The sequence below is a fragment of the Paenibacillus alkalitolerans genome (assembly GCF_016482785.1).
GTDB classification, from domain to species: domain Bacteria; phylum Bacillota; class Bacilli; order Paenibacillales; family YIM-B00363; genus Paenibacillus_AE; species Paenibacillus_AE alkalitolerans.
Window position 1 is genome coordinate 75,493 of the sequence record NZ_JAEMXM010000005.1, and the last position, 19,632, is coordinate 95,124.

The window sequence follows — 19,632 nt, forward strand, 5'->3', positions numbered from 1 at the left end:
GGCGATGAATCGGATTTGACACCAAAAAATAAACATTTTTTGCACATTGTTTTGCCATTATTGCGTACAAGGTACAGGTATAATATGGGACGACAAACGATGCAAGTAATTTGTTTACTTGCGAAGAGAGACTGTCGGGGAGGTGAGTTCAATGGCATGGGATGAAAGCGGTTTCGATAGCCGACATCCAGCTTAGTTCAAAAGGAGAGACCGTGACATTCTTTATTCTGTTCAATACGAGGGAGGGCAAACGTTACATGCAAAGTCGTTTCAAGGACATTTTTATGAGTCAGCTGAGGAAAAGGTCGAGACAAGCCAGGTCCGTCTTGGCCGGTGTCCTGGTTTCCGTATTGCTTTTCCAGTCATTCGGACCGGTGATGGATACGGCGGCGCATGCGGCAGAGGATGCATCCGCGAGCGGTTATTTGGATAAGATCGTTTTCGGCAACGCTGCGTCTGAGAACGCTCACAATTTTACAGGAGAATTTACGACCGCCATCACGGGTCTTTTCGGCGAGCCTGCACGGATTTCGAATCCGCGGGTTCCGGTCCAAGGACAGGGTGGAGATTTGACGTTCACGATGAAGGTCGACCCGTATCTGCGCAATTACTTCACCGTGAAATTTTCGGGTGAAGAAGCGTCCTATATCAGCATGGTCAATATTAACGGTGAGCAAATCGGATATATCAGTTACGGGGACTATGAAGCTATTAATAGGGGTTGGAAGCTGCCGAACCGCTTTTTTTACTATACGATTATGCTTCCGTTGGAATCGACGGTCGGGAAGGAAACTGTCGAGATCACGATTAAATCGTTTAATCCTTCGGGGAATATGACGACCGATTCAAGGGGCTATTATAACGCCTACACGCATACGCAAGCCTATATTAACGTGGATGGCGAGAAACAGGGCTATAAACTCAAGTCCGATCAGACTCCGGATACGATGCTCACGCCGGATCTGACGGATGAGGAGAAGCAGGCTCTGATCGACGGCTATATGAAAGGGCACATCGACTTCTTTAACAATTTATCGGCCAAAGTGGATTCCAGCGCCGGCGGCAAAATGTCGATCGTCCGCTACCAGGACGAACTGAAGTTTTACGCGAACGTCCTGAAATACGACTGGTCTCCCGCGAAGACGCCGGAAGAGAAAAGGGCGGCGCTTCAGCGTATTTTCAAAACGATCGACAACCATGTCAAAGATTATTATGGCAATACGCGACTGGTGCTGCGCGGCGGACACCAGGGCGACTGGGGCGGCTATTACGGGGCGCTCGGCGAAGCGCTGTACATTGTCGAGAACCTGATCAAAGACGACACGATCTATGGAGAAGCGGCGTTTAACGCGTTTTTGGACGAGCCGTTCGTCACCGGAACGACCGAAGGGGAGTTCTCTCTGGCGGGCGTCGACTGGAACGGGGGCGAGCTGACACGCCGCGAAGCGTGGGAACGCGTGCTGAAGGCGAACTTCGACTTTGCCCGCGCACGGCTTTCATATATTTATAACCAGGTGTACTATACGTACGAAGGCGCGTGGGAAGCTCATGAAGGCCTGCGTATGATCGGATCAAGCTTCTACGAAGGGAAGGGGCGGAGCCATCAAATCCTGCTTGAAGCTTTGGGGATAAGACCATTCCTGGGTGAAGAAGTGCTGGTCGGTCCGAACGGCGAAGAACTGGATCTGTATCATTCCCTGTTCCATCATGACGGGCAGGCGCATTTCACGGACGATTTCATCCATATTGTCGGCAAAGGGCTCGCCAAGAGCAAGCTCGACGCGGAAGGCAACATTGTCAGACGGCTGCCTTACGGCAAGCATTATACCGGCTTGACGGATGGGGGACTAACAAGGGAAAACGGTTATGTCGCCAACTACGGTGAGGCCGCCAACTATCTTGTGACTTATTACTATAAAACGTTGAACCATACCGGCGACGAGGAAATGAATGACGAAATTATGAAAGCGGCATTGAAATCGATCCACGCCCGCGGATTTGTCCGTTATCCGTCATTGAACGATGACGGAAAAAGAGTGATGAGAGCGGAGCAAGTGACGGACGAGCGAAACCAGACGATAAGCGGGCTCCACATGTATGGCGCGAGAGTGGGCTTTGGAATGGGGATGCAGTTTGCATCTTTGGAAATGGCAATGGCTCAGAACGAGCAAAAATACAGCGGCCCTGAATGGGACGAGTACTGGCAGTACGCGAGAGAAGCGGTCGGTTTCGTGCAGCAGCAGCTTGCGGATCACCAGCTGTTGCATGTGAAAGACTTCGGAAATAGAGGTTCGATGAGCGGACCGGATTTCCTCTTGGCGGAAACCTATCAATATGTGACTGCCGATCGGGCGAATTACAGCCGGGTTGGCGGCAATGTTATGGCTGGGGTTGTCCTTCCGCATTCGGATTTCGATTACTACAAGCCGGAAGAAATTGCCGCGCTCGGCGTCAATCCGGAAGACTACGAGCAGTTTGCATGGGCGGATATCGATAATATGTACGTGTCGGTAAGAGACGACGATATCCGAATGTTCGGCTCGCTGTTTTACCGAAATCGCGGTATGGCAAGCAACGGACGGCTTCGTGTGATGAAAGACAGCTACGACCATATCGTTCAGATCGCAACCAACAACAAGTTCAAGTATGAAGATTACTACTTGCGGGCGCCCTACATCGACTGGGATTTTCAGTCCAACAGGGCAAGCAATTGGAGCGGAGCGCCGCAGGCGCTGGCAGGGGAACCCGCGCCGGCTTCGTATCAGCCGGGTGTCGGAACGGTGAACCGCGATAACTTTGAAGTGGACAATCCTTACTCCGGTTATCCGGAATTGTCGACATCGCGGTACGGCAAATATTTCATCATCTTCAACACGACTCGCGATGAATACGGCAATAAACAGACGTTTGACGTTGAATTGCCGGCCGACTTTACCGGAACCGCGGTTCTCGACCTCGTTTCGGGGACGAACGTTCCGGTCGCGAACGGCAAAGTGACCGTTGCGCCAAAAACCGCGATGGTGCTGAAATTAACGTCGGATATCGAGCTCGCACCGAAGCCGTTCCACGTCGACTTCGTCAATGCGCTTGCGGGCAACGGATACGTCGGCATCTCCTGGAAAACGACCTCCGGCGGGCAATCCTACACGATAAAACGCGCGGAAACGGAAGACGGCCCGTATGAGACGATCGCAACAGTTGTAACAGGCAATTATTATAAAGATACAACGGTTCAAAACGGAAAGGTTTACTATTACAAAGTCGCCGCAGTGAACGATTACGGCGCGGGGTGGGATTCGTACCGAGCGAAGGCCGATTTGACGGCGCCTGTGTCCGGCGCTGCCGGTACGGAGTGGCGCGATGACCGCATCGGAGGAACGTCAGGCAGCGCGGTAATCGACGGTTCGTCCATCGCGATAGGCTCTGCGGGCGGAACAGGCTTCGGCGAAGGCGACGATTACAATATCTACAAGCGGGATATTAACGATTCGCTGCACTTTGTAAGCCGGGTCGCGGCCGGCAACAGCTCGATCAGCGCGAAAATCGACAGCGCGTCGGGAGAAGCGAGCGGCATCATGATGCGCGATCGTCTCGCGGCCGACAAATCTCGCTATATCTATTTCGGCGCGGACGAGAACGGCAACCTTGTGCTGCAAGACCGTACGCGGATCTCCATCGTACAGTGGTCGGGTGAGGTAGTAAGTCCGAAAAAAACGAAGATTGAAGGCTATACCGCGGCGGAGTATCCGTACGTCAAGCTGATGCGCGATCATGATTCGCAGACCGTGTACGCTTATCTTTCCAAGGACGGAACGAACTGGATGTATGTAACCAAGATGTCTACATTGCTGCCGTATGCGTACTATACGGGAGTAGCCGCATCGGATCAGGCGCAGTTCAGCGAAGTTACGATAACGGAAACGCCGCAAGGCAGCTTGACTCCGTTCGTGGACAAAGCGCAGGATCAAGTGACGCTGTACTGGAATAAGCCGAAACAAGCTTCTTGGTTCAATGTTTACCGCACAACCGATGAAGCGGCGGGTCAGACCGATCCGGAGTTGAAGCCGGGTACGGGGGAGCCGGTGGACGGTTCCCCATGGACGCTTGTTCTCGCGAATACGAGAGCGACATCGTACCAGGAGTCCAACCTGCGGTACGGAAGCGTATACTACAAGATTTTGCCGGTTCACGGAGACGGATCGCCCCAACCGTTCTATGCCGCATCGGTGGCCGCGGATCCGATTGAAGTCGTGCTGCAGTACGCGGAGAGCTTGCCGGCTTCCGACTACACGAAAGCGAGCTATTACCTGTTCCGTAAGGAACTGGACCGCATCAAATCGGAAATGGAAAAGCCTGAGGTAGACGAGGAAACGTTGATCAACGAAATCTACAAAGCGAAGGAATTGCTCGTTTCGGTTCGGACGCTGCTGACGAAAGTTCAGATGGACCCATCGATGGCAAGGGCTTCGGAAAAATTTTGGCAAAATGATAACATTTCCGAGGAACAGAACGCATGGTTTTTGTTCGATGAGAATCCCGACACCATTGCCCACACCAGATCTGCTGTGAGTTGGGTGGATGTCGACTTTGGCGCAGGAAATGAAAAAGTGATCGACACGTTCCGCTACTTGCCGAGAAGAACACATGTAAGCCGTGTCAACGGGACCGTCTTTAAAGGCTCGAATGACGGCGTGAATTGGACGGATCTATACAAGATTCCGAATACTCCGAGTTATCAATGGTATTCCGCCATCAATCCGGATCCGACGCCATACCGTTATATTCGTATCTACGACGACCATAACGGATTCGTGAACTTTGAAGAAATCGAGTTCCTTGAAATCGGCGTTGACAAGACGCTGCTCACGCTGCTGCTGGATGAAGCCGATTCTGCCGTTGCCGATTATTACACAGCCGAAAGTTATGAAGCTTTGCAAGCGGCGGCTGCGAATGCGAATGCGGTTGCGTCGGGCGTCGATTCGACGCAGGAGGACGTGGATGCGGCTTCCGCGGATCTGCTGGCAGCGCTGAACGGACTGCAATACGTTCCGGGAGTGCCGGTACTTGATCCTATTAGCAGCAAATTCGTTGTAGCCGGCGAGCGGCTAGCATTTACGGTTCAAGCATCGAATGCGGACAACATTGTGTACAGCGCAACCGATTTACCGGAGGGAGCGGCGTTCAACGCGGAAACCCGAACGTTCGAATGGACGCCGGCCAAAGAACAAGGCGGCATATATAATGTTACGTTTACCGTGACTTCCGGTGATTTATCTACTTCCCGTACGATCAAGATCACTGTCAAAGGGCAGCCGGCCATCGGTCCCGATACGACGGTGGACGCGACGGCGAAGCAGCTGTTCACTTATCAGGTGGAGGCATCCGATCCGTCAGGCGCACCGATCACGTATAGCGCGGCGGACGTGCCGGCGGGCGCGTGGTTCGATTCCGCGAAGGGCGTCCTCACTTGGACCCCGAAGCAATCGGATTACGGAAGCTATCCGGTTACCTTCACGGTAAGCAACGGCAGCTTCGAAGCGAGACAGACGGTGGAATTTAATGTTAGGCTGCATGTGCTTCCTGCCGGGGACTACACGAAAGGCAGTTATTATTTGTACAAGAAGGAAGTAGATAGGATTGAAGCGGAGATGCAGCAGCCCGAAGCCGATAAGGCTAGTCTTGCGGCACAACTCGATCAGGCAGAGAAGCTTCTCGTTCACATGTCGCTTTACTCGTTCGAAGGAAGTGCGAATAATGCTTTCGGGACGACTCACGGAATCGTCGAAGGGCAGGCTGCTTACACGGAAGGAAAGTTCGGTCAGGCGATCGATCTGAACGGCACGGACAGCTTCGTCGCTTTGCCTTCCTCGCATCCGTTATCTTCATCTGATGTAATTACGATCGCCGCTTGGGTGAACTGGAAAGGCGGAGGCAATTGGCAAAGAATATTCGATTTCGGTAATAATACGAGCCAGTATTTGTTCCTTACGCCGAATTCAGGCAGCAACACGCTGCGCTTCGCGATCAAGAACGGCGGCGGAGAACAGATGGTGCAGACCGCTCCGCTGCCGGTAGGCGAATGGGTTCATGTGGCGGTGACGCTTGGGAACCGTACGGCGAAGCTGTATGTGAACGGCGAATTGAAGGCTGAGAACACCAATGTTACGCTCAAGCCGAGCGATTTCAATCCGAGCGTCAACTACATCGGCAAGAGTATGTGGCCGGACCCATTGTTCAAAGGCATGATCGACGAGTTCCGCTTGTATAACTACGTCTTGGATTCGGAACAAATTCAGGAAGTTATGAATCATACGACGGAGCAGTGGATTGACAACACGTTACTCCCGGTTCTGCTGGACGAAGCCGCGTCCGTGGACACTGAGCTCTACAAAGAAAAAAGCATACAAGCGCTTCAAGCGGAAGTATCGAACGCTCAATCGGTGTACAACAATGCAGAGGCAACGCAGGCGGAGATCGACGCGGCAGCCGCAAGCCTGCTTGCGGCGCTTGAAGGACTGCAGTGGAAAGACATCACCGCATCTTTGGGTCCTGCGGAGCCAAACGGCAAGAACGGTTGGTTTACCTCTCCGGTAACGGTGACGCTGTCTCCGGCGAAAATCGCGGAATACAGTCTGGACGGCGGAAACACCTGGGTAGCTTACGGTGAGCCTGTGATTCTGGACCAAGAGGGAACGCATCAGGTTCAGTACCGCCGTTCGGTCGATACGGGAGAGGCGAGTTCGCTGGAGGTCAAGGTCGATCTGGCGGCTCCTCATGTAACAGTGACTGGGGGCACATACTTCACGATTGATCAAGACATCTTGATTACCTGCAGCGCAGCCGATACCGTGTCGGGCGTAACGTATTCGCCTTGCGACGTACCGCTGCTTCAGACCAAGGCGTACACACTGGAGTCCGGACAGCATACGGTAATAGCGACAGCGGAGGACGCGGCAGGCCACCAAACGACGGTCACTCATGAGTTTACGGTGACCGTAACGTTCGACAGCTTGAAGACCGTGACGAATGCGTTCCTGCAGGAGACGAACTACAACGCGTGGGAAACAGTTGCAAAGTCGTATAATCAAAAGCTGGATCAGGCGAAAGCTGCGGCATCCAAAGGAAGAATAGATGCGGCAAAGAGTATGATGGCCGACTATATCGAGCAGGTAAAGGATCAAACCGGAAAGTACTTCACGCAAGAACAAGCGGACATTCTGATCCGGTGGGCGCAAATTGTGATCTAACAGAAAATGAACAGCAAGGGTGAAGGCCGACGAGATTAACGAGTTGTCGGTCTTCACCTTTGTCGAATACATGCTTCATTCCGAGCCGGCACAGACAGCAGGAAGTCAGTGCCGGCTTGGGCATGTAAGGGAAGCAAGCCAATATTGATCCATTTCACCTCGCGTCTTTTTCAAGCTCATTTTGTGTTCCTTTTAAAGACCTCCACCTCATACGGCGCTAACTCCAGACTTCTCTCGTAACTTCGGCCCGTCAACATGCCTTGCCCCGGTGCGGGAACAGTGATGTGCTGCATGGAAGATGTCGTATTCACATACATCACATAGTCGCCGACCTGCCGCGCAGCCACACCTTGCGGTGTTTCCGGTCCCTTATGGATTCGAAGCTTCGCGTAAAAATGATTCAATAGCAACTGCATGAGGTCCAGCTGCGCAGGAACCGCTACATAGACCGCTTGACCCTTTCCGTATGTGTTGACGGTTACTGCCGGCAGTTCACTCTCCAAGCCGGTAAAAGTGGCCAAAATGTCCGCCGTGGCAGGCTCCAGAATTTCATAATAATTGATCGGGATATCCACCACGTAATCCGCCATCCTGATTTTTGGATTTTCACGTCGAAGGTCCAATTTTTGCTTCTGAAGTCCGCCTTCATTCGTATCGGTATGATGGTACACCGGACGTTCGAACGCGTTGGCTCGGATGCCGAACACATCGCTGAGCCTTCCGGGCATCGTTGTGCCGAATACCCGGTTGTGCTCGTCCACCTTGGCGGAGTAAGCCGTCATGATGACGGTTCCGCCTTGCTCCACGAAATGTCTGATCGATTGGGCGGACGCTTCATCCATGACGCAATGACCGGGAACAAGCAGAAGCTTGTAATCCTTCTCGATGTTGCGGAGGTCCGCTATGTTACATTCAACATTTTCCTCGCACAGCGCCAGGAATGTCTGCATCATTTGATCCAGGTAGGCGGTTTTGTAGTACCCTCTTTGATTTTCGGACACTTTAAACGATTCGAAGGAGTAAGCAAGAGCGACATCCGGTTTGGGCAAATAGGGCAATTGTAAACCTGCAAGCTTTAACTCCTGCATCTCATATGCGAATTGACGGAATTCATCCAGTTTTCTTCCAGGGAGTCCGTCGTGATCGAGCAGTCCGAATATGTACTGCTCTTCGCCGCCCAGCATCGCTCTCCATGTCCAAGCGCATATGGCTTCGGAGCGGAATAACAAGGACAGGTAGGCGTACATTCGCAGCGCCCCTTTCGGAGGCGCGTATGCTCCGTAAGAGCCGGTCTGAAACTCCAGGCACCACATCGGCTCATCCTTTTCCGCGATCCGGTGCATCGTCGTAAAGCATGCGCCAAACAGCGCGTTTCGGTCTTCCGGATTCACTCCAGGGTAAAATCCAATTCCCGGTAGATCAAAGATTTCTCTATAACCTTTCAAATAGTCAAAACCGAGCACAGGATTTTCTCCCCAGTGATTGGTCGTTTCCCGCGCATTCGGTGCATATTTCCGAACAATCTCGCTTAATCCGACGAGATAGGAAAGCTGCTCGTCCGAAAAAAAACGCCACATATCCAGCATTCGCTCCGGAGCTCCATTCATATTTCCGGAAACGGGGAACTCGATATCCTCGAAGCTGTTCAGCTTGCGGGACCATCTTTGGGCTGCCCATGCCGCATTCAATTGTTCAATGCTGCCGTATTTGGCTTTCAGCCACTGCACGTAACGCTGGCGAGCTTCGTCCGAGAATGTCGGCATTCCGCTTCCTACTTCGTTGCACAACCCGAACGCATACAAAGCGGGATGGTCGGCATACCGTTCGGTTAGTACCTTGGCGAATTTGTACGCATATTCCTGGAAGACCGGATGTCCCACATCTTCATAATATCGGTGTACCGCATACAACCGATTCCGGTTTCTGTCGGCGAGCGTGATGACGGGGTATTTCTTATGAAGCCAGGTAGGAGCCGGACGGGTGGCGATGTCAAGAACGACCTCGATCTGCGCATCCGAGAATAAGTCCATGACCTCATCGAACCAAGTGAAGTCATAGTTCCCTTCCGACGGTTCGAAGCTGTCCCAGCATAAGTGTCCGAGACGCACCAGATTAAACCCGGCTTCCTTCATCAGCCGGATGTCGGTCGGCCAACGCTCGCGGGGCCAATCATGGGGATGGTAGTTTGTGCCAACATAAATCATTTTGATCACCTTCCGTCAAGTTCTCTTTAGCATCAACTTACAATCGATGAAACGGGGAGCAGCGGAAATCATCTTGTCCCACCTCATCTTATATGATAAAACTGCATTAGATAACCTTATTGTATGGACTGAGATTGCCGTAAACTATATAAAATTCTTGAAATCGTATATAAGAATACGGAGGGTTTGTATGAAGCGCCGCGTAGTTCCCGTCTCACCGGCGGAGCTGCTTCCCCTGCAGCTGGAAACGATCGGAATGCATACCGAAGAAGAGGTAATAGAAAGGCCGAACGGGTATCCGTTCTTCCATTGGCTTCAGACGGTGGAAGGAGAGGGAGAGTTGTCGGCCAACGGTAACACATGGAAAATGACGGCATGCTCGGGTGTGCTGCTGACCCCGGGGACGCCTCACCGATATGAGCCCAAATGCGGAAACTGGCGGAGCGGTTATATTACGTTTCATGGGAGCATGGCCGCAAATTTCGTACAGAAGATGGGGTGGAAAGAGGCGGAACGGTTTCAGTGGGAGCCCGGCAATGATCGGATTTCGCGGCAACTGGAAAGTATGCTCGGGCTCGCCGAATCAGGGGGGGATCCGTCAGGGTGGCAAAGCTCGGCGGAATTGTATCGTTTTCTGACGCTGCTTCGTACCGATGCCCGTACGGACAACCGGCCATCCATGTCGAAGCGTCTGTCGCGCATTCAGGGATTGTTGGATTGGCTTGAAACCAGCTTCTCCGATCCGGGGATTGGACTTGCGGAAATGTCTGCGCGGCTCGGCATCGGCGAACGGCAGCTGAACGAGAAGTTTCGTGAACTGTTCGGCCAATCGGCGTACGCTTATTTGATTCAGATTAGACTCCGCAAAGCAAAGGAATGGCTTCCCTCCCGTCCGGATTGGACCATACGCCGCATCGGGGAGGCCGTTGGATTTCGCGACGCCAGCCATTTTGTCGCCACATTCCGGCAGAAGGAAGGCGTGACGCCGGATACGTACCGGAAGCTGTATGGTGCGGGTACAACATCGGAACGGCAACCGGATTAGCGCATGTGTTGCTTTTTTCGGAACGGCATCAGTGATTCATAGTCGGATAGGAGGTATAATATTATAATCCGCATCTATATAACTCTTAGGTGGTAGAGCATAATGAAAAAGATATTAGCTTTTGTACGGAAGAAGAATATGCTGTTCAGAATGATTCTCTCCTATTCACTAGTCGGCATTTTATTTATTGCCGGATTTTCATACGTCATTTTGAATAGGGTTTCAAGCGATTTGACGAAAGAGGTCAATGAAACCTCCTCTAGAATGATAGAACAGTCCTACAATACGGCTAACATCCTTCTATCCTCCACTTATAATTATTATTCGCAATTGTTTCTCAAGAATGAATGGGTGAATAGCGCAATATATAGCAAGGACTTCACTCCAGGCAAAATATACAGAATTAACACGGAGCTTAATAATTTCATACAGCATAACCCATTGGTTTCTTCTATATACGTATATAACTACAATAACAGGCTAGTCTTTTCCTCCGTCATGACTTTCAGTACAATTGATAATTTCTTCGATAAGGGAATGACAAATATACTGGAACATAACAAAGTGTACGAGCAGAGTATTTTTATTCCGCGCAAAGCTGCCATTTCATTCCCCGATAGTCCCGGTATCACAGAAACCCAAGATTTGATTTCGATCGTTTACTCGAATGTACGGCCTGACGGGAAGCGGGACAGCATGGTTGTGAATCTCGATCAAAATGTGCTGCAGGAGCTTGTCATGAAGGGAAGCGGCGAAGCGACGTATAAAATGATGATCGTTAATGATCAAGGACTTATCATTTCCCGCCCTGACGATGAGATATTACAGGATAACGAAACGCTTAAAGAAATAATGAAGTCCATTCTGGGTAATAATGGAAAACGCGGGAAATTGATTTCCAAACTTAATGACAAGACTTATATGGTATCTTACGTAAAAGCGGATCGGCTTGGTTGGAACTTCATTATTTTGGCAAATCAAGATAAGCTGCTGGGCAAAGTGACAGCGCTCAAAAGCTTTATTTTAAATATGACCCTTCTGTGTTTAGCAATCATGGCGATTACCTCGGCATTCTTCACCAAAATCATATATGTGCCAATATATCATCTAATCAAAAGAACATTACCGACGACAGAGTCTAAGGAAAAGCCGCTGCTTAATGAATACGATTTATTAAATAAATCGTTTTCTTTATTGGAGAATAAAGTAAATACTCTGCAATCCGACATTAACCAGTCGGTATCGGCCCGCAAGCAAAGCCTTCTGCGTTCCATATTGCATGGGACGGCAGGAAATAGCGCCGAAGTACAACAACAGATGAAGAGGCTTGATCTTGGCTCGGAAACGGATCGGTATGTGGTTTGTGTGCTAAAGATGGATTCTTTCCATAAAATGTCGGAGAAATATGATATGGTTGATATTTCGTTGTTAAAATATGGCATTGGGAATATAAGCAGGGAAATCGCTTTGGGCTGTTATAATATGGAGATTCTCGAAGACGGCTACGATTCGTTTGATCTGATATTTACTATTGGTTCCGGCGGGGATGCACACGAATTGAAAATCAAGTCGATATTGGCAGAGATTCAGATGAATGTAGAAAAATTTCTGAAAATAACCGTTACGGCATCTATTGGCCCGATCGCAGACAAAGTTGAGAACCTGAAGCTGTCCAGACAGGGCGCTTACGAAGCTGTTCATTTCAGATTGATATACGGGACGAATAGCCTGATTTCCTATGAGAACGTCATCTCGGAAGAAACCAAAGAATATCAATATCCCGTTGAATTAGAGAAGCAGATGATGAACAGCCTGAAGGCAGGGGAATTAGACCATCTTCGGGAGCTGTCTGCTGAATTTTTTGCGGAGATCCATCCGTTCAGGTACGATGAGATTATCCTTTCGCTTGTACAATTATTGGTGATGACCATTCGAACGGCAAAAGGAATGTCAAGCTTTGACCGTGAAGACGCCGATTTGGAAATTCATACGTGTCAACAGCAATTATTGCGATTGGAAACACTGGAACAAATCGAGACCTGGTTTCTTTCGTTATGCGAGAGAATTATCGCGATCCGAGACAGAGAAGCAAGGTCCAAAAATAGCAAGACAGTCGAAAAAATGGCGGCATATATTAAAGAGCACTATATGGAGCCCAATTTAACTTTGGATGTGTTATCGGAAATGGTCGGTTTGTCGACCAGATATGTAAGACAGCTTTTCAAAGAGGAGACAGGCAAGTCTGTCGCCGAACATATTGCCGAGCATCGCTTCCTCAAGGCGAAAGAACTCCTGATCCGTACCGATCATCCTGCTAAAAAAATAGGTGAAATGGTCGGATTTGAAAATACGAGTTATTTCTATGTTTTGTTTAAAAAGCATGTAGGGATGACGCCGGATCATTATCGCAGAGAGAATAAATTGGAAAACATGATGATGGGCTGACGGGCGACCGCTAATTTCCTTTACGGAACTAGCGGTTTTGTGCGCTTGGCGGCGCAATCGACTAAAGAGTGAAAGTCTCTAATATACCGTGAGGCGGCGGAAGTACATAGCTGACGCTCAGTGCATAGTCCGTTAGGATATGTGCGGAGGGTGCGAAGGCAAATCCCGGAACAGGCGGCATATAACCATGTTGGCTGGCGGAGCTAGATAACCCTGCAAAACAAGGGAATGTCTAATACTACCCTAGGCTCCGAAAGTGAAGAGGACTGGGTTCGGGGGAAAGTCGATTGACGTGACCGAAAAGACAACGGCTATGAATGGTGAGAAGTCATACGAAGGGATAGTAACAGAAGGGATGTTTTCCAGACAAAATCGTTTAATTGGAACACCCGCCGGGAAAGGGTGTTCCAATTAAATCTGTATTCCCAAATCCTTACGTTACCCGAATAGCCTTCTCCTGCGCTTTCAGACACAGTTCTGCCGCCATGAAGGCATGCGCTTGCGTCATGGCTTTCTCGGTCCGATGCAAACAGTCTAGGATCAACTCGCCGAAGAAGGGATATCCTACCTTACCGTCCACATGAAAATGATATTCGCCTTCTTTATTGACCAGATATACATGGTTGCTGGAACGGTCGCGAGCGATATCAATATACTTTCTTAGCTCGATGTACCCTTCGGTTCCCAAAATCAGCGTGCGCCCGTCCCCCCAAGTCCCTAACCCGTCCGGGGTAAGCCAGTCTACCCGGAAGTATTGCGTAGCTCCGTTATCCCCTAATAGCGTAGCGTCGCCGAAATCCTCAAGCTCAGGGTATTCGGGACAATGATAGTTAGCGACCTTGCTGTGAAGCACCTCTGCCTTCTTACAACCGGCATAATAGAGGAATTGCTCGACTTGGTGGCTGCCGATATCGCACAGGATCCCTCCGTAGTGTTCCCTTTGGAAGAACCATTCCGGTCGGGAAGGTGCATTCAGGCGGTGCGGACCGAACCCCGTCACTTGCACCACCCGCCCGATCGCGCCTTGCTCGACGAGCTGGCCGGCGTACACCGCCGATTCCACGTGCAGCCTCTCGCTGTAGTACACCATGTATTTCCTACCGGTTTCGCGAACCTTGGTCCGGGCCGCATTCAACTGTTCCAACGTCGTGAAGGGCGTCTTGTCCGTAAAGTAGTCTTTTCCAGCGTCCATAGCTCGCAATCCGAGCGCGCAGCGTTCGGAAGGGACTGCTGCAGCGGCGATCTGGCGAACCTCGGGGTCGGAAAGAACCTCCTCCTCCGAAGACGCTATTTTTACTTGGGGGAAAGACCTGGCGAAAGCCTTTGCCTTGGCACGGTCACGGTCGTACACCCACTTTACCGATGCGCCCGCTTCGAGCAGTCCGTTTACCATCCCGTAAATGTGGCCGTGGTCGAGGGCAACCGCGGCAATGATAAACTCACCCGGCTTAACCACCGGATTGGGTTTCCCTTTTGGGGCATAGTTCATTCCGTCGCTTTTCTGCATTTCTTTATGCCTCCATGGTTATATATTTATTTTTCGTCGTAATTTCTTCCTGTCGTAATCTTCAGATCCGAAAAATTTTCGATACTGTTGCCCTTCTTGTAGAAATAAGGTACATTCCGCTTCACGCCTTCTTGCGTATAGAAAGGATCGTCCGCTTGCAACGGGAGTTGGACATTCTCGCCCGTGCTTGCGGATTTGTAGATGCTCATAATCATTTCCAACGTGCTCCGGCCGCTCACTCCGTCGATTAATACCGGCGCTCCGGTTTCGATCGCGGTCAACACATTGTCGATCTGAGCGGTGTGACCTTCGTAAGGGAGATCCGGCAATTCGTCGTAGTATCGTTGAAGCTTCTCTTCCAACTCCCGGTCGCGCTCGGGAAACCCGTTCGGCAAGGAAGCGGAAGCCGTTACTCTCCACGGCGCGGAGATTCGGGCATGTTGACCTTGGAAAATAAGCTGCTGCTCTTCGCCATGATGAACGACGGAGCTTGTAATTTGTCCCAAGGCTCCGTTCGGGTACCGAAGCATCGCAATGGACAAATCCTCCACCTCCGCATTGTCATGCGCGACGTTACTCATGTAGGCTTGGACTTGGCTCGGACGGCCCAGCATCCAAAGCAGGGCATCGATGTGATGAACCGCATGATTCAGCGTGGGGCCGCCGCCCTCCTTCTCCCAAGTGCCGCGCCACCATAAGTCGTAATAACAATGGCCCCGCCACCAGAAAGAATCCACTTGGGCATGCAGAATTTTACCCGCCAAGCCGCTTTCCAACACGTGTTTCAGTTTCATAATCGGGTTTCTGAATCGATTTTGAGCAATTACGGACAATACCTTGCCGCTCTTCTGCGCAGCTTCGATCATTTCATCGCATTCTTGCAAGGATGCTGCCATAGGTTTTTCTACGATGACATGGCAACCTGCATCCAAGAAATCGATAGTAACTGGCGCATGAACATAAGGAGGCATACAAACGGAAACCAAATCGATCCCGTCCTCAAGCAACTCCTTGTAATCTTTTACGACTTTCGCGTCCAGTCCGTACTGCTTCCGCTTCGCCTCCGCCTTCTCGGGGTAAAGATCACATAAGGCAACGATTTTACAGCGGTCCTTGAACTGCAAATACCCTTCGATATGAGCGGGCGAAATCGCTCCCGTGCCGATAATCGCGACTTTAAGCATTCATTGTTTCCTCCCAAGCGTTAGTCTCCCAATACAAAGATCGTACCCGAAGCGGCACTGCAAATGTAATTCGCCATGGGGGAAAAAATAACACTAGATTGCGGTTTTTGTGGTATATTCGGTTTGAACACGGAAACGATGATAAAGGGGGCGAACCGCTTGCCGTTCATTGCCAGTAACTATAGCGAGTCACCGTCGTACTTGTTTCTTGTCACCCTATTTCGCTCATTAAAGCAAATATGGGATAAGAGGAAAGAGCTCGGCCCAACCTACAAGACCCGTCGCAAAAATCATCAGGTAGAACATATATTAAGCTGGATCGAAACCAACTACACCGTTCCTTACCGATTGGACGATATGGCCAAGTCATTGCATCTGTCTCCTTACCATTTGTCGCATCTCTTCAAAGAGGCTACAGGAATCAGCATCTCGGAATACATTGCAACCCGAAGGATTCATCAATCCGTTCTGCTGTTAACGACAACAAAAAAACCGATCTCGCTCATCGCGAAGGAGATCGGATTAATGAACAGCTCTTATTTTTGTAAATTGTTCAAGTCGCACATGGGGATCACGCCGCATCAATATCGAAGAAAGTGGATGAGCACCTAAAATACTTGGGGGTATACTCTTTCACCGCACAAAGTCCCCCTTATGTAACGGCCGATTCCCTTCTACTCGAAATACTCTCTTTATATTTACCGGGGGTGATTCCCTCTACTTTCTTAAACACTCGGATGAACGCGGTATCACTTGTATATCCTACCATTTTGGCAATTTTTGAAATCGTAAATTCAGGATCCTCCATGAGTTTCTTAGCGTGTTCCATGCGTACGATCGTCAGATAATCGCTTATGTTCTGGCCGCTCATTTTTTTGAAAAAATGTGATATATATTGTGGTGTGATTTGCAAATGCTCGGATAACAAATTCAGGCTCATATTTGGCTCGGCAAAATTAGCTTCGATGTAAGATTGAATTTGCTGGAGAAGCTGTTCGCTGTGGTCGCTCCGCTCCATCTTAAACGACTCGGCCGCCGATAGATACAAGCTCTTTGCTTTTTCAAACATCTCCTCCGTTGTTTTACAGGATAGTAGTACACGCACAGGGTCGATCCCAGCTTCGGAAAGTCTCTGGTAGGCAATCGTATTCGAATTCAGTATGCGCAGCAGAGTTCCGGCAAGACTGAATAACAAGCATCTTCCGAGCTCGGGAGTTATGGATTCATCGCGAAAATTCATCTCAAACAATCGTGTAAGCAACATGACAACTTGCTCTTTGTCACCGCTTCGGATACTGTTCATTAACTGCAGTTCGGTTTCTACAGGGTAATGATACTTCAGCTTCTCCTGACGAATATCATGAAAGTAAAAAATCGACTGATTTCCGTTTACCATCTTGTACTCCAAAGCAGCGGTCGCTTCCAAGTAGGCTTCTCCAAGTTGATATTGTCCTTGATGAACTCCGCTTACGGCAAAGCTGATATCGAGCTTAAATCGGCCTTCCAAAATTTGTTGCAATTCTGAAACGATATTTCCGATCCGACATTTAGGGTGGTCCAACCGTTCCGGTATAAGGTTAACGATCATTGCCAATTGATCTTTTTCTAATTCTATCGTATGGATTGTATGAGAATCGTAGACAGAATCTTCGGCCAAATTAGAGATAACGAACCGCGCAAGTGCCCATTGTTTTTCACTTTGGTCGGGTGCGAATCGAGACAAGTTATCTATATGAACGAGAATAACGACAAAATGAGGAAATGGAAATCGAATTCCCATGAATTCTAGCGACTGGATCATTTGCTCAGGAGATTCAAAATAGCCATGAAGCACTCGGTGTAAATAGTTAGAACGCAGAATGGGCAATTGTTGAGTGAGCTTGTGTTTAATATGTTTTTCTTCATCCCAAGACACATTCATCATTTCCATAATGTAGTCAAATTCATTCACGGCAGGCTTATGCGGATGAGGCATCCTGGATGATATGGACTCTACGATTCTTTTAATAGGGAAATAATTCCGATATGTGATTGCATAGGCACCGACGCCACCCATAAAGATGCACAAGATTAGAAGCCACAAAGCAAGCTGTTCCATCTGCTTTACTTTTTGAAAGTATAAGTCCAAAGGCATCACGGCTATATAGTACCATCCAAGTTCTCCAGAGGTTGTGAACGATACCATCATACTTTGGCCATCCAACATATAATTGAGTATACCTGATTGAGACGTAAATTCATTCACTATTGAGGCAGGCAAGGGAACTGCTCCCGGTGTATTACTGAGGATTTCACGCTGTTTGTTTACGACATAAACAGAACTTCCGTTCGCCAACTCGATTTGTCGTGTCATCTCGTGAATCTTCGTTTCATCAATCAAAATCGTAAGGTTTCCTTTTATATCCGACGAGTCTTCGACCGGCAATGATTGCATGTATGGAATCACTTTTAGCGGCGCTTCGTTTAGGCTTCCATGTCGCTGTAAGGTAGAGACCGGCATGTACGATTGACTATGATAGCTGGTCATGAGCTTACGCCATTCCTCATAGGCTAGATTCTCGAAAGAATAATATTTGTCATAAAAGGTATTGGAATCCGTCACGAGATTCGGCTTGATCACGGAATCGCTTCGATCCAAGAAAATATAAAAATCGTGAACAAAACTGCTAATGATATTAGGGTATACTTTCAAATAATCTCTCGTAAACTCCACTAAAAGATATCGTTGCGACAAGTCATTATTTTTCGTTTCCAGCAAATATCCGAGTTTAGGATTGAGTATAATCTGATGAGATAGCTGTTCAACTTCATTAAAATTGCTATCTAAACTAAGACGAAGCTGCTCCAGCATCGCCAGATTGGATCGTTCCGCATTTGATTTCATAATATGATCGATGTTTGTATAGAAAACAAACCAGAGTATGACCGGAAGAAGAAGCAGAAGACAATTGGAAACAAGCATCCTGATGAATATGCTTCTTCTGTTGCTTCCAGCATATTTTCTTCGCATGATTGACATCATTGCAGTCACTCCCAGTAGAGAGAAGCTTGCTCTGCCCTGTGAGAATTCGACAAGAGCAAGCTTGGTTCCTTCATTGGATCATCGGCTCATTCTTTTAACGCACCAATCAGGACACCGTGCACAAAGTATTTCTGCAAAAATGGATATAGGCACAATATCGGTAATGTGGAGACGATAATGCTCGCATATTTAATCGTGATCCCGATGTCCAGTCGATCTCCAGCCGCTGCATTGGTTGTCATGCTGTCGGTGCTGTTCGAGATAAGGATTTCCCGAAGCACAAGCTGAAGGGGGAATAAATCTCGATCGCGTATATATATTAAAGCGTTAAAATACGAATTCCAATGACCGACCGCATACCATAAAATCATCACAGCGATAACGGGCATCGAAAGCGGAACAATGATTCTGCTCATGATTACCCAATCATTCGCACCGTCGATCCGCGCGGATTCCTCCAAACTTACAGGTACACCTTGAAATGCGGTTCGCATGATGATTAAGTTAAACGAATTGATTGCCCCAGGCAACAGAAGTGCCCATGGCGTGTCCAACATGCCGAGATTGTTAACTAACAGAAACGTCGGAATAAGCCCCCCATTGAATACCATCGTGATCACGATGATGAACATGATTGCATTGTTGAAATAAACGTTGCGGCGGGAAAGCGCATAGGCGCCAAGCGTTGTCATGAACAGGTTAATTGCCGTGCCTACAGTGACATAGAATATGGTGTTCCGGTAGCCGGTTAAAATCATTGGGTTATCCATAACAGCTTTATACGCCTCTAGGTTAAACCCTAGCGGGTATAAAAGCATACCGCGAAACCGGGTTATTTCTGCTGGATCACTTAAAGAAGCGAAAAGAACGTAGAGGAACGGGTACAACGTAACAAAGCAAAGAAGCAGCATGAAACACGTATTGAAGCCCGAGAAAACGAAATCTCCAAAATTACGTTTGTAAAGCATTCCGACCCTC

At 49.1% G+C, this 19,632-nt stretch carries 9 protein-coding genes; 4 read left to right on the plus strand and 5 right to left on the minus strand.

Annotated elements, in window-relative coordinates; translation table 11 throughout:
- The first annotated feature begins 257 nt into the window (after positions 1-257).
- A complete protein-coding gene (locus tag JET16_RS10580; RefSeq protein ID WP_199615817.1) occupies positions 258-7,247 on the plus strand; it encodes a LamG-like jellyroll fold domain-containing protein in 6,990 nt (2,329 codons plus the stop codon).
- Positions 7,248-7,423: 176 nt separating this feature from the next.
- Here JET16_RS10580 and JET16_RS10585 read toward each other — a convergent pair whose 3' ends face one another.
- Complete coding sequence (locus JET16_RS10585; protein ID WP_199615818.1) at positions 7,424-9,451, minus strand: beta-galactosidase; 2,028 nt, start codon at positions 9,449-9,451, stop codon at positions 7,424-7,426.
- Positions 9,452-9,641: 190 nt separating this feature from the next.
- On the opposite strand from JET16_RS10585, the gene JET16_RS10590 reads away from it, so the two are divergent.
- A complete protein-coding gene (locus JET16_RS10590) occupies positions 9,642-10,496 on the plus strand; it encodes an AraC family transcriptional regulator (protein ID WP_199615819.1) in 855 nt (284 codons plus the stop codon).
- Positions 10,497-10,598: 102 nt separating this feature from the next.
- The gene (locus JET16_RS10595) at positions 10,599-12,941 is read left to right on the plus strand and encodes an AraC family transcriptional regulator (RefSeq protein WP_199615820.1); all 2,343 of its coding nucleotides are present in this window, start codon (positions 10,599-10,601) and stop codon (positions 12,939-12,941) included.
- 433 nt (positions 12,942-13,374) lie between these two features.
- Here JET16_RS10595 and JET16_RS10600 read toward each other — a convergent pair whose 3' ends face one another.
- A complete protein-coding gene (locus JET16_RS10600; protein ID WP_199615821.1) occupies positions 13,375-14,448 on the minus strand; it encodes a Gfo/Idh/MocA family protein in 1,074 nt (357 codons plus the stop codon).
- 26 nt (positions 14,449-14,474) lie between these two features.
- Complete coding sequence (locus JET16_RS10605; RefSeq protein ID WP_199615822.1) at positions 14,475-15,632, minus strand: Gfo/Idh/MocA family protein; 1,158 nt, start codon at positions 15,630-15,632, stop codon at positions 14,475-14,477.
- Between the two features lie 159 nt (positions 15,633-15,791).
- Here JET16_RS10605 and JET16_RS10610 point away from each other — a divergent pair, with 159 nt between their 5' ends.
- On the plus strand, positions 15,792-16,244 hold the full coding sequence (locus JET16_RS10610; RefSeq protein ID WP_233531383.1) for a helix-turn-helix transcriptional regulator: 453 nt from the start codon (positions 15,792-15,794) through the stop codon (positions 16,242-16,244).
- A gap of 40 nt (positions 16,245-16,284) precedes the next feature.
- Here JET16_RS10610 and JET16_RS10615 read toward each other — a convergent pair whose 3' ends face one another.
- Together JET16_RS10615 and JET16_RS10620 are read right to left on the minus strand one after the other, a co-directional pair.
- On the minus strand, positions 16,285-18,654 hold the full coding sequence (locus tag JET16_RS10615) for a helix-turn-helix domain-containing protein (RefSeq protein WP_199615823.1): 2,370 nt from the start codon (positions 18,652-18,654) through the stop codon (positions 16,285-16,287).
- An 86-nt stretch (positions 18,655-18,740) separates the two neighbouring features.
- Complete coding sequence (locus JET16_RS10620) at positions 18,741-19,622, minus strand: carbohydrate ABC transporter permease (protein WP_199615824.1); 882 nt, start codon at positions 19,620-19,622, stop codon at positions 18,741-18,743.
- Between the last annotated feature and the right edge of the window lie 10 nt (positions 19,623-19,632).

Excerpts from the sequence above, each read along its gene's own strand:
- JET16_RS10615 (WP_199615823.1), bottom strand. The coding sequence starts at position 18,654 with ATGATGTCAATCATGCGAAGAAAATATGCTGGAAGCAACAGAAGAAGC.
- JET16_RS10605 (WP_199615822.1), bottom strand. The coding sequence starts at position 15,632 with ATGCTTAAAGTCGCGATTATCGGCACGGGAGCGATTTCGCCCGCTCAT.
- JET16_RS10590 (WP_199615819.1), top strand. The coding sequence starts at position 9,642 with ATGAAGCGCCGCGTAGTTCCCGTCTCACCGGCGGAGCTGCTTCCCCTG.
- JET16_RS10600 (WP_199615821.1), bottom strand. The coding sequence starts at position 14,448 with ATGCAGAAAAGCGACGGAATGAACTATGCCCCAAAAGGGAAACCCAAT.
- JET16_RS10580 (WP_199615817.1), top strand. The coding sequence starts at position 258 with ATGCAAAGTCGTTTCAAGGACATTTTTATGAGTCAGCTGAGGAAAAGG.
- JET16_RS10620 (WP_199615824.1), bottom strand. The coding sequence starts at position 19,622 with ATGCTTTACAAACGTAATTTTGGAGATTTCGTTTTCTCGGGCTTCAAT.
- JET16_RS10595 (WP_199615820.1), top strand. The coding sequence starts at position 10,599 with ATGAAAAAGATATTAGCTTTTGTACGGAAGAAGAATATGCTGTTCAGA.
- JET16_RS10585 (WP_199615818.1), bottom strand. The coding sequence starts at position 9,451 with ATGATTTATGTTGGCACAAACTACCATCCCCATGATTGGCCCCGCGAG.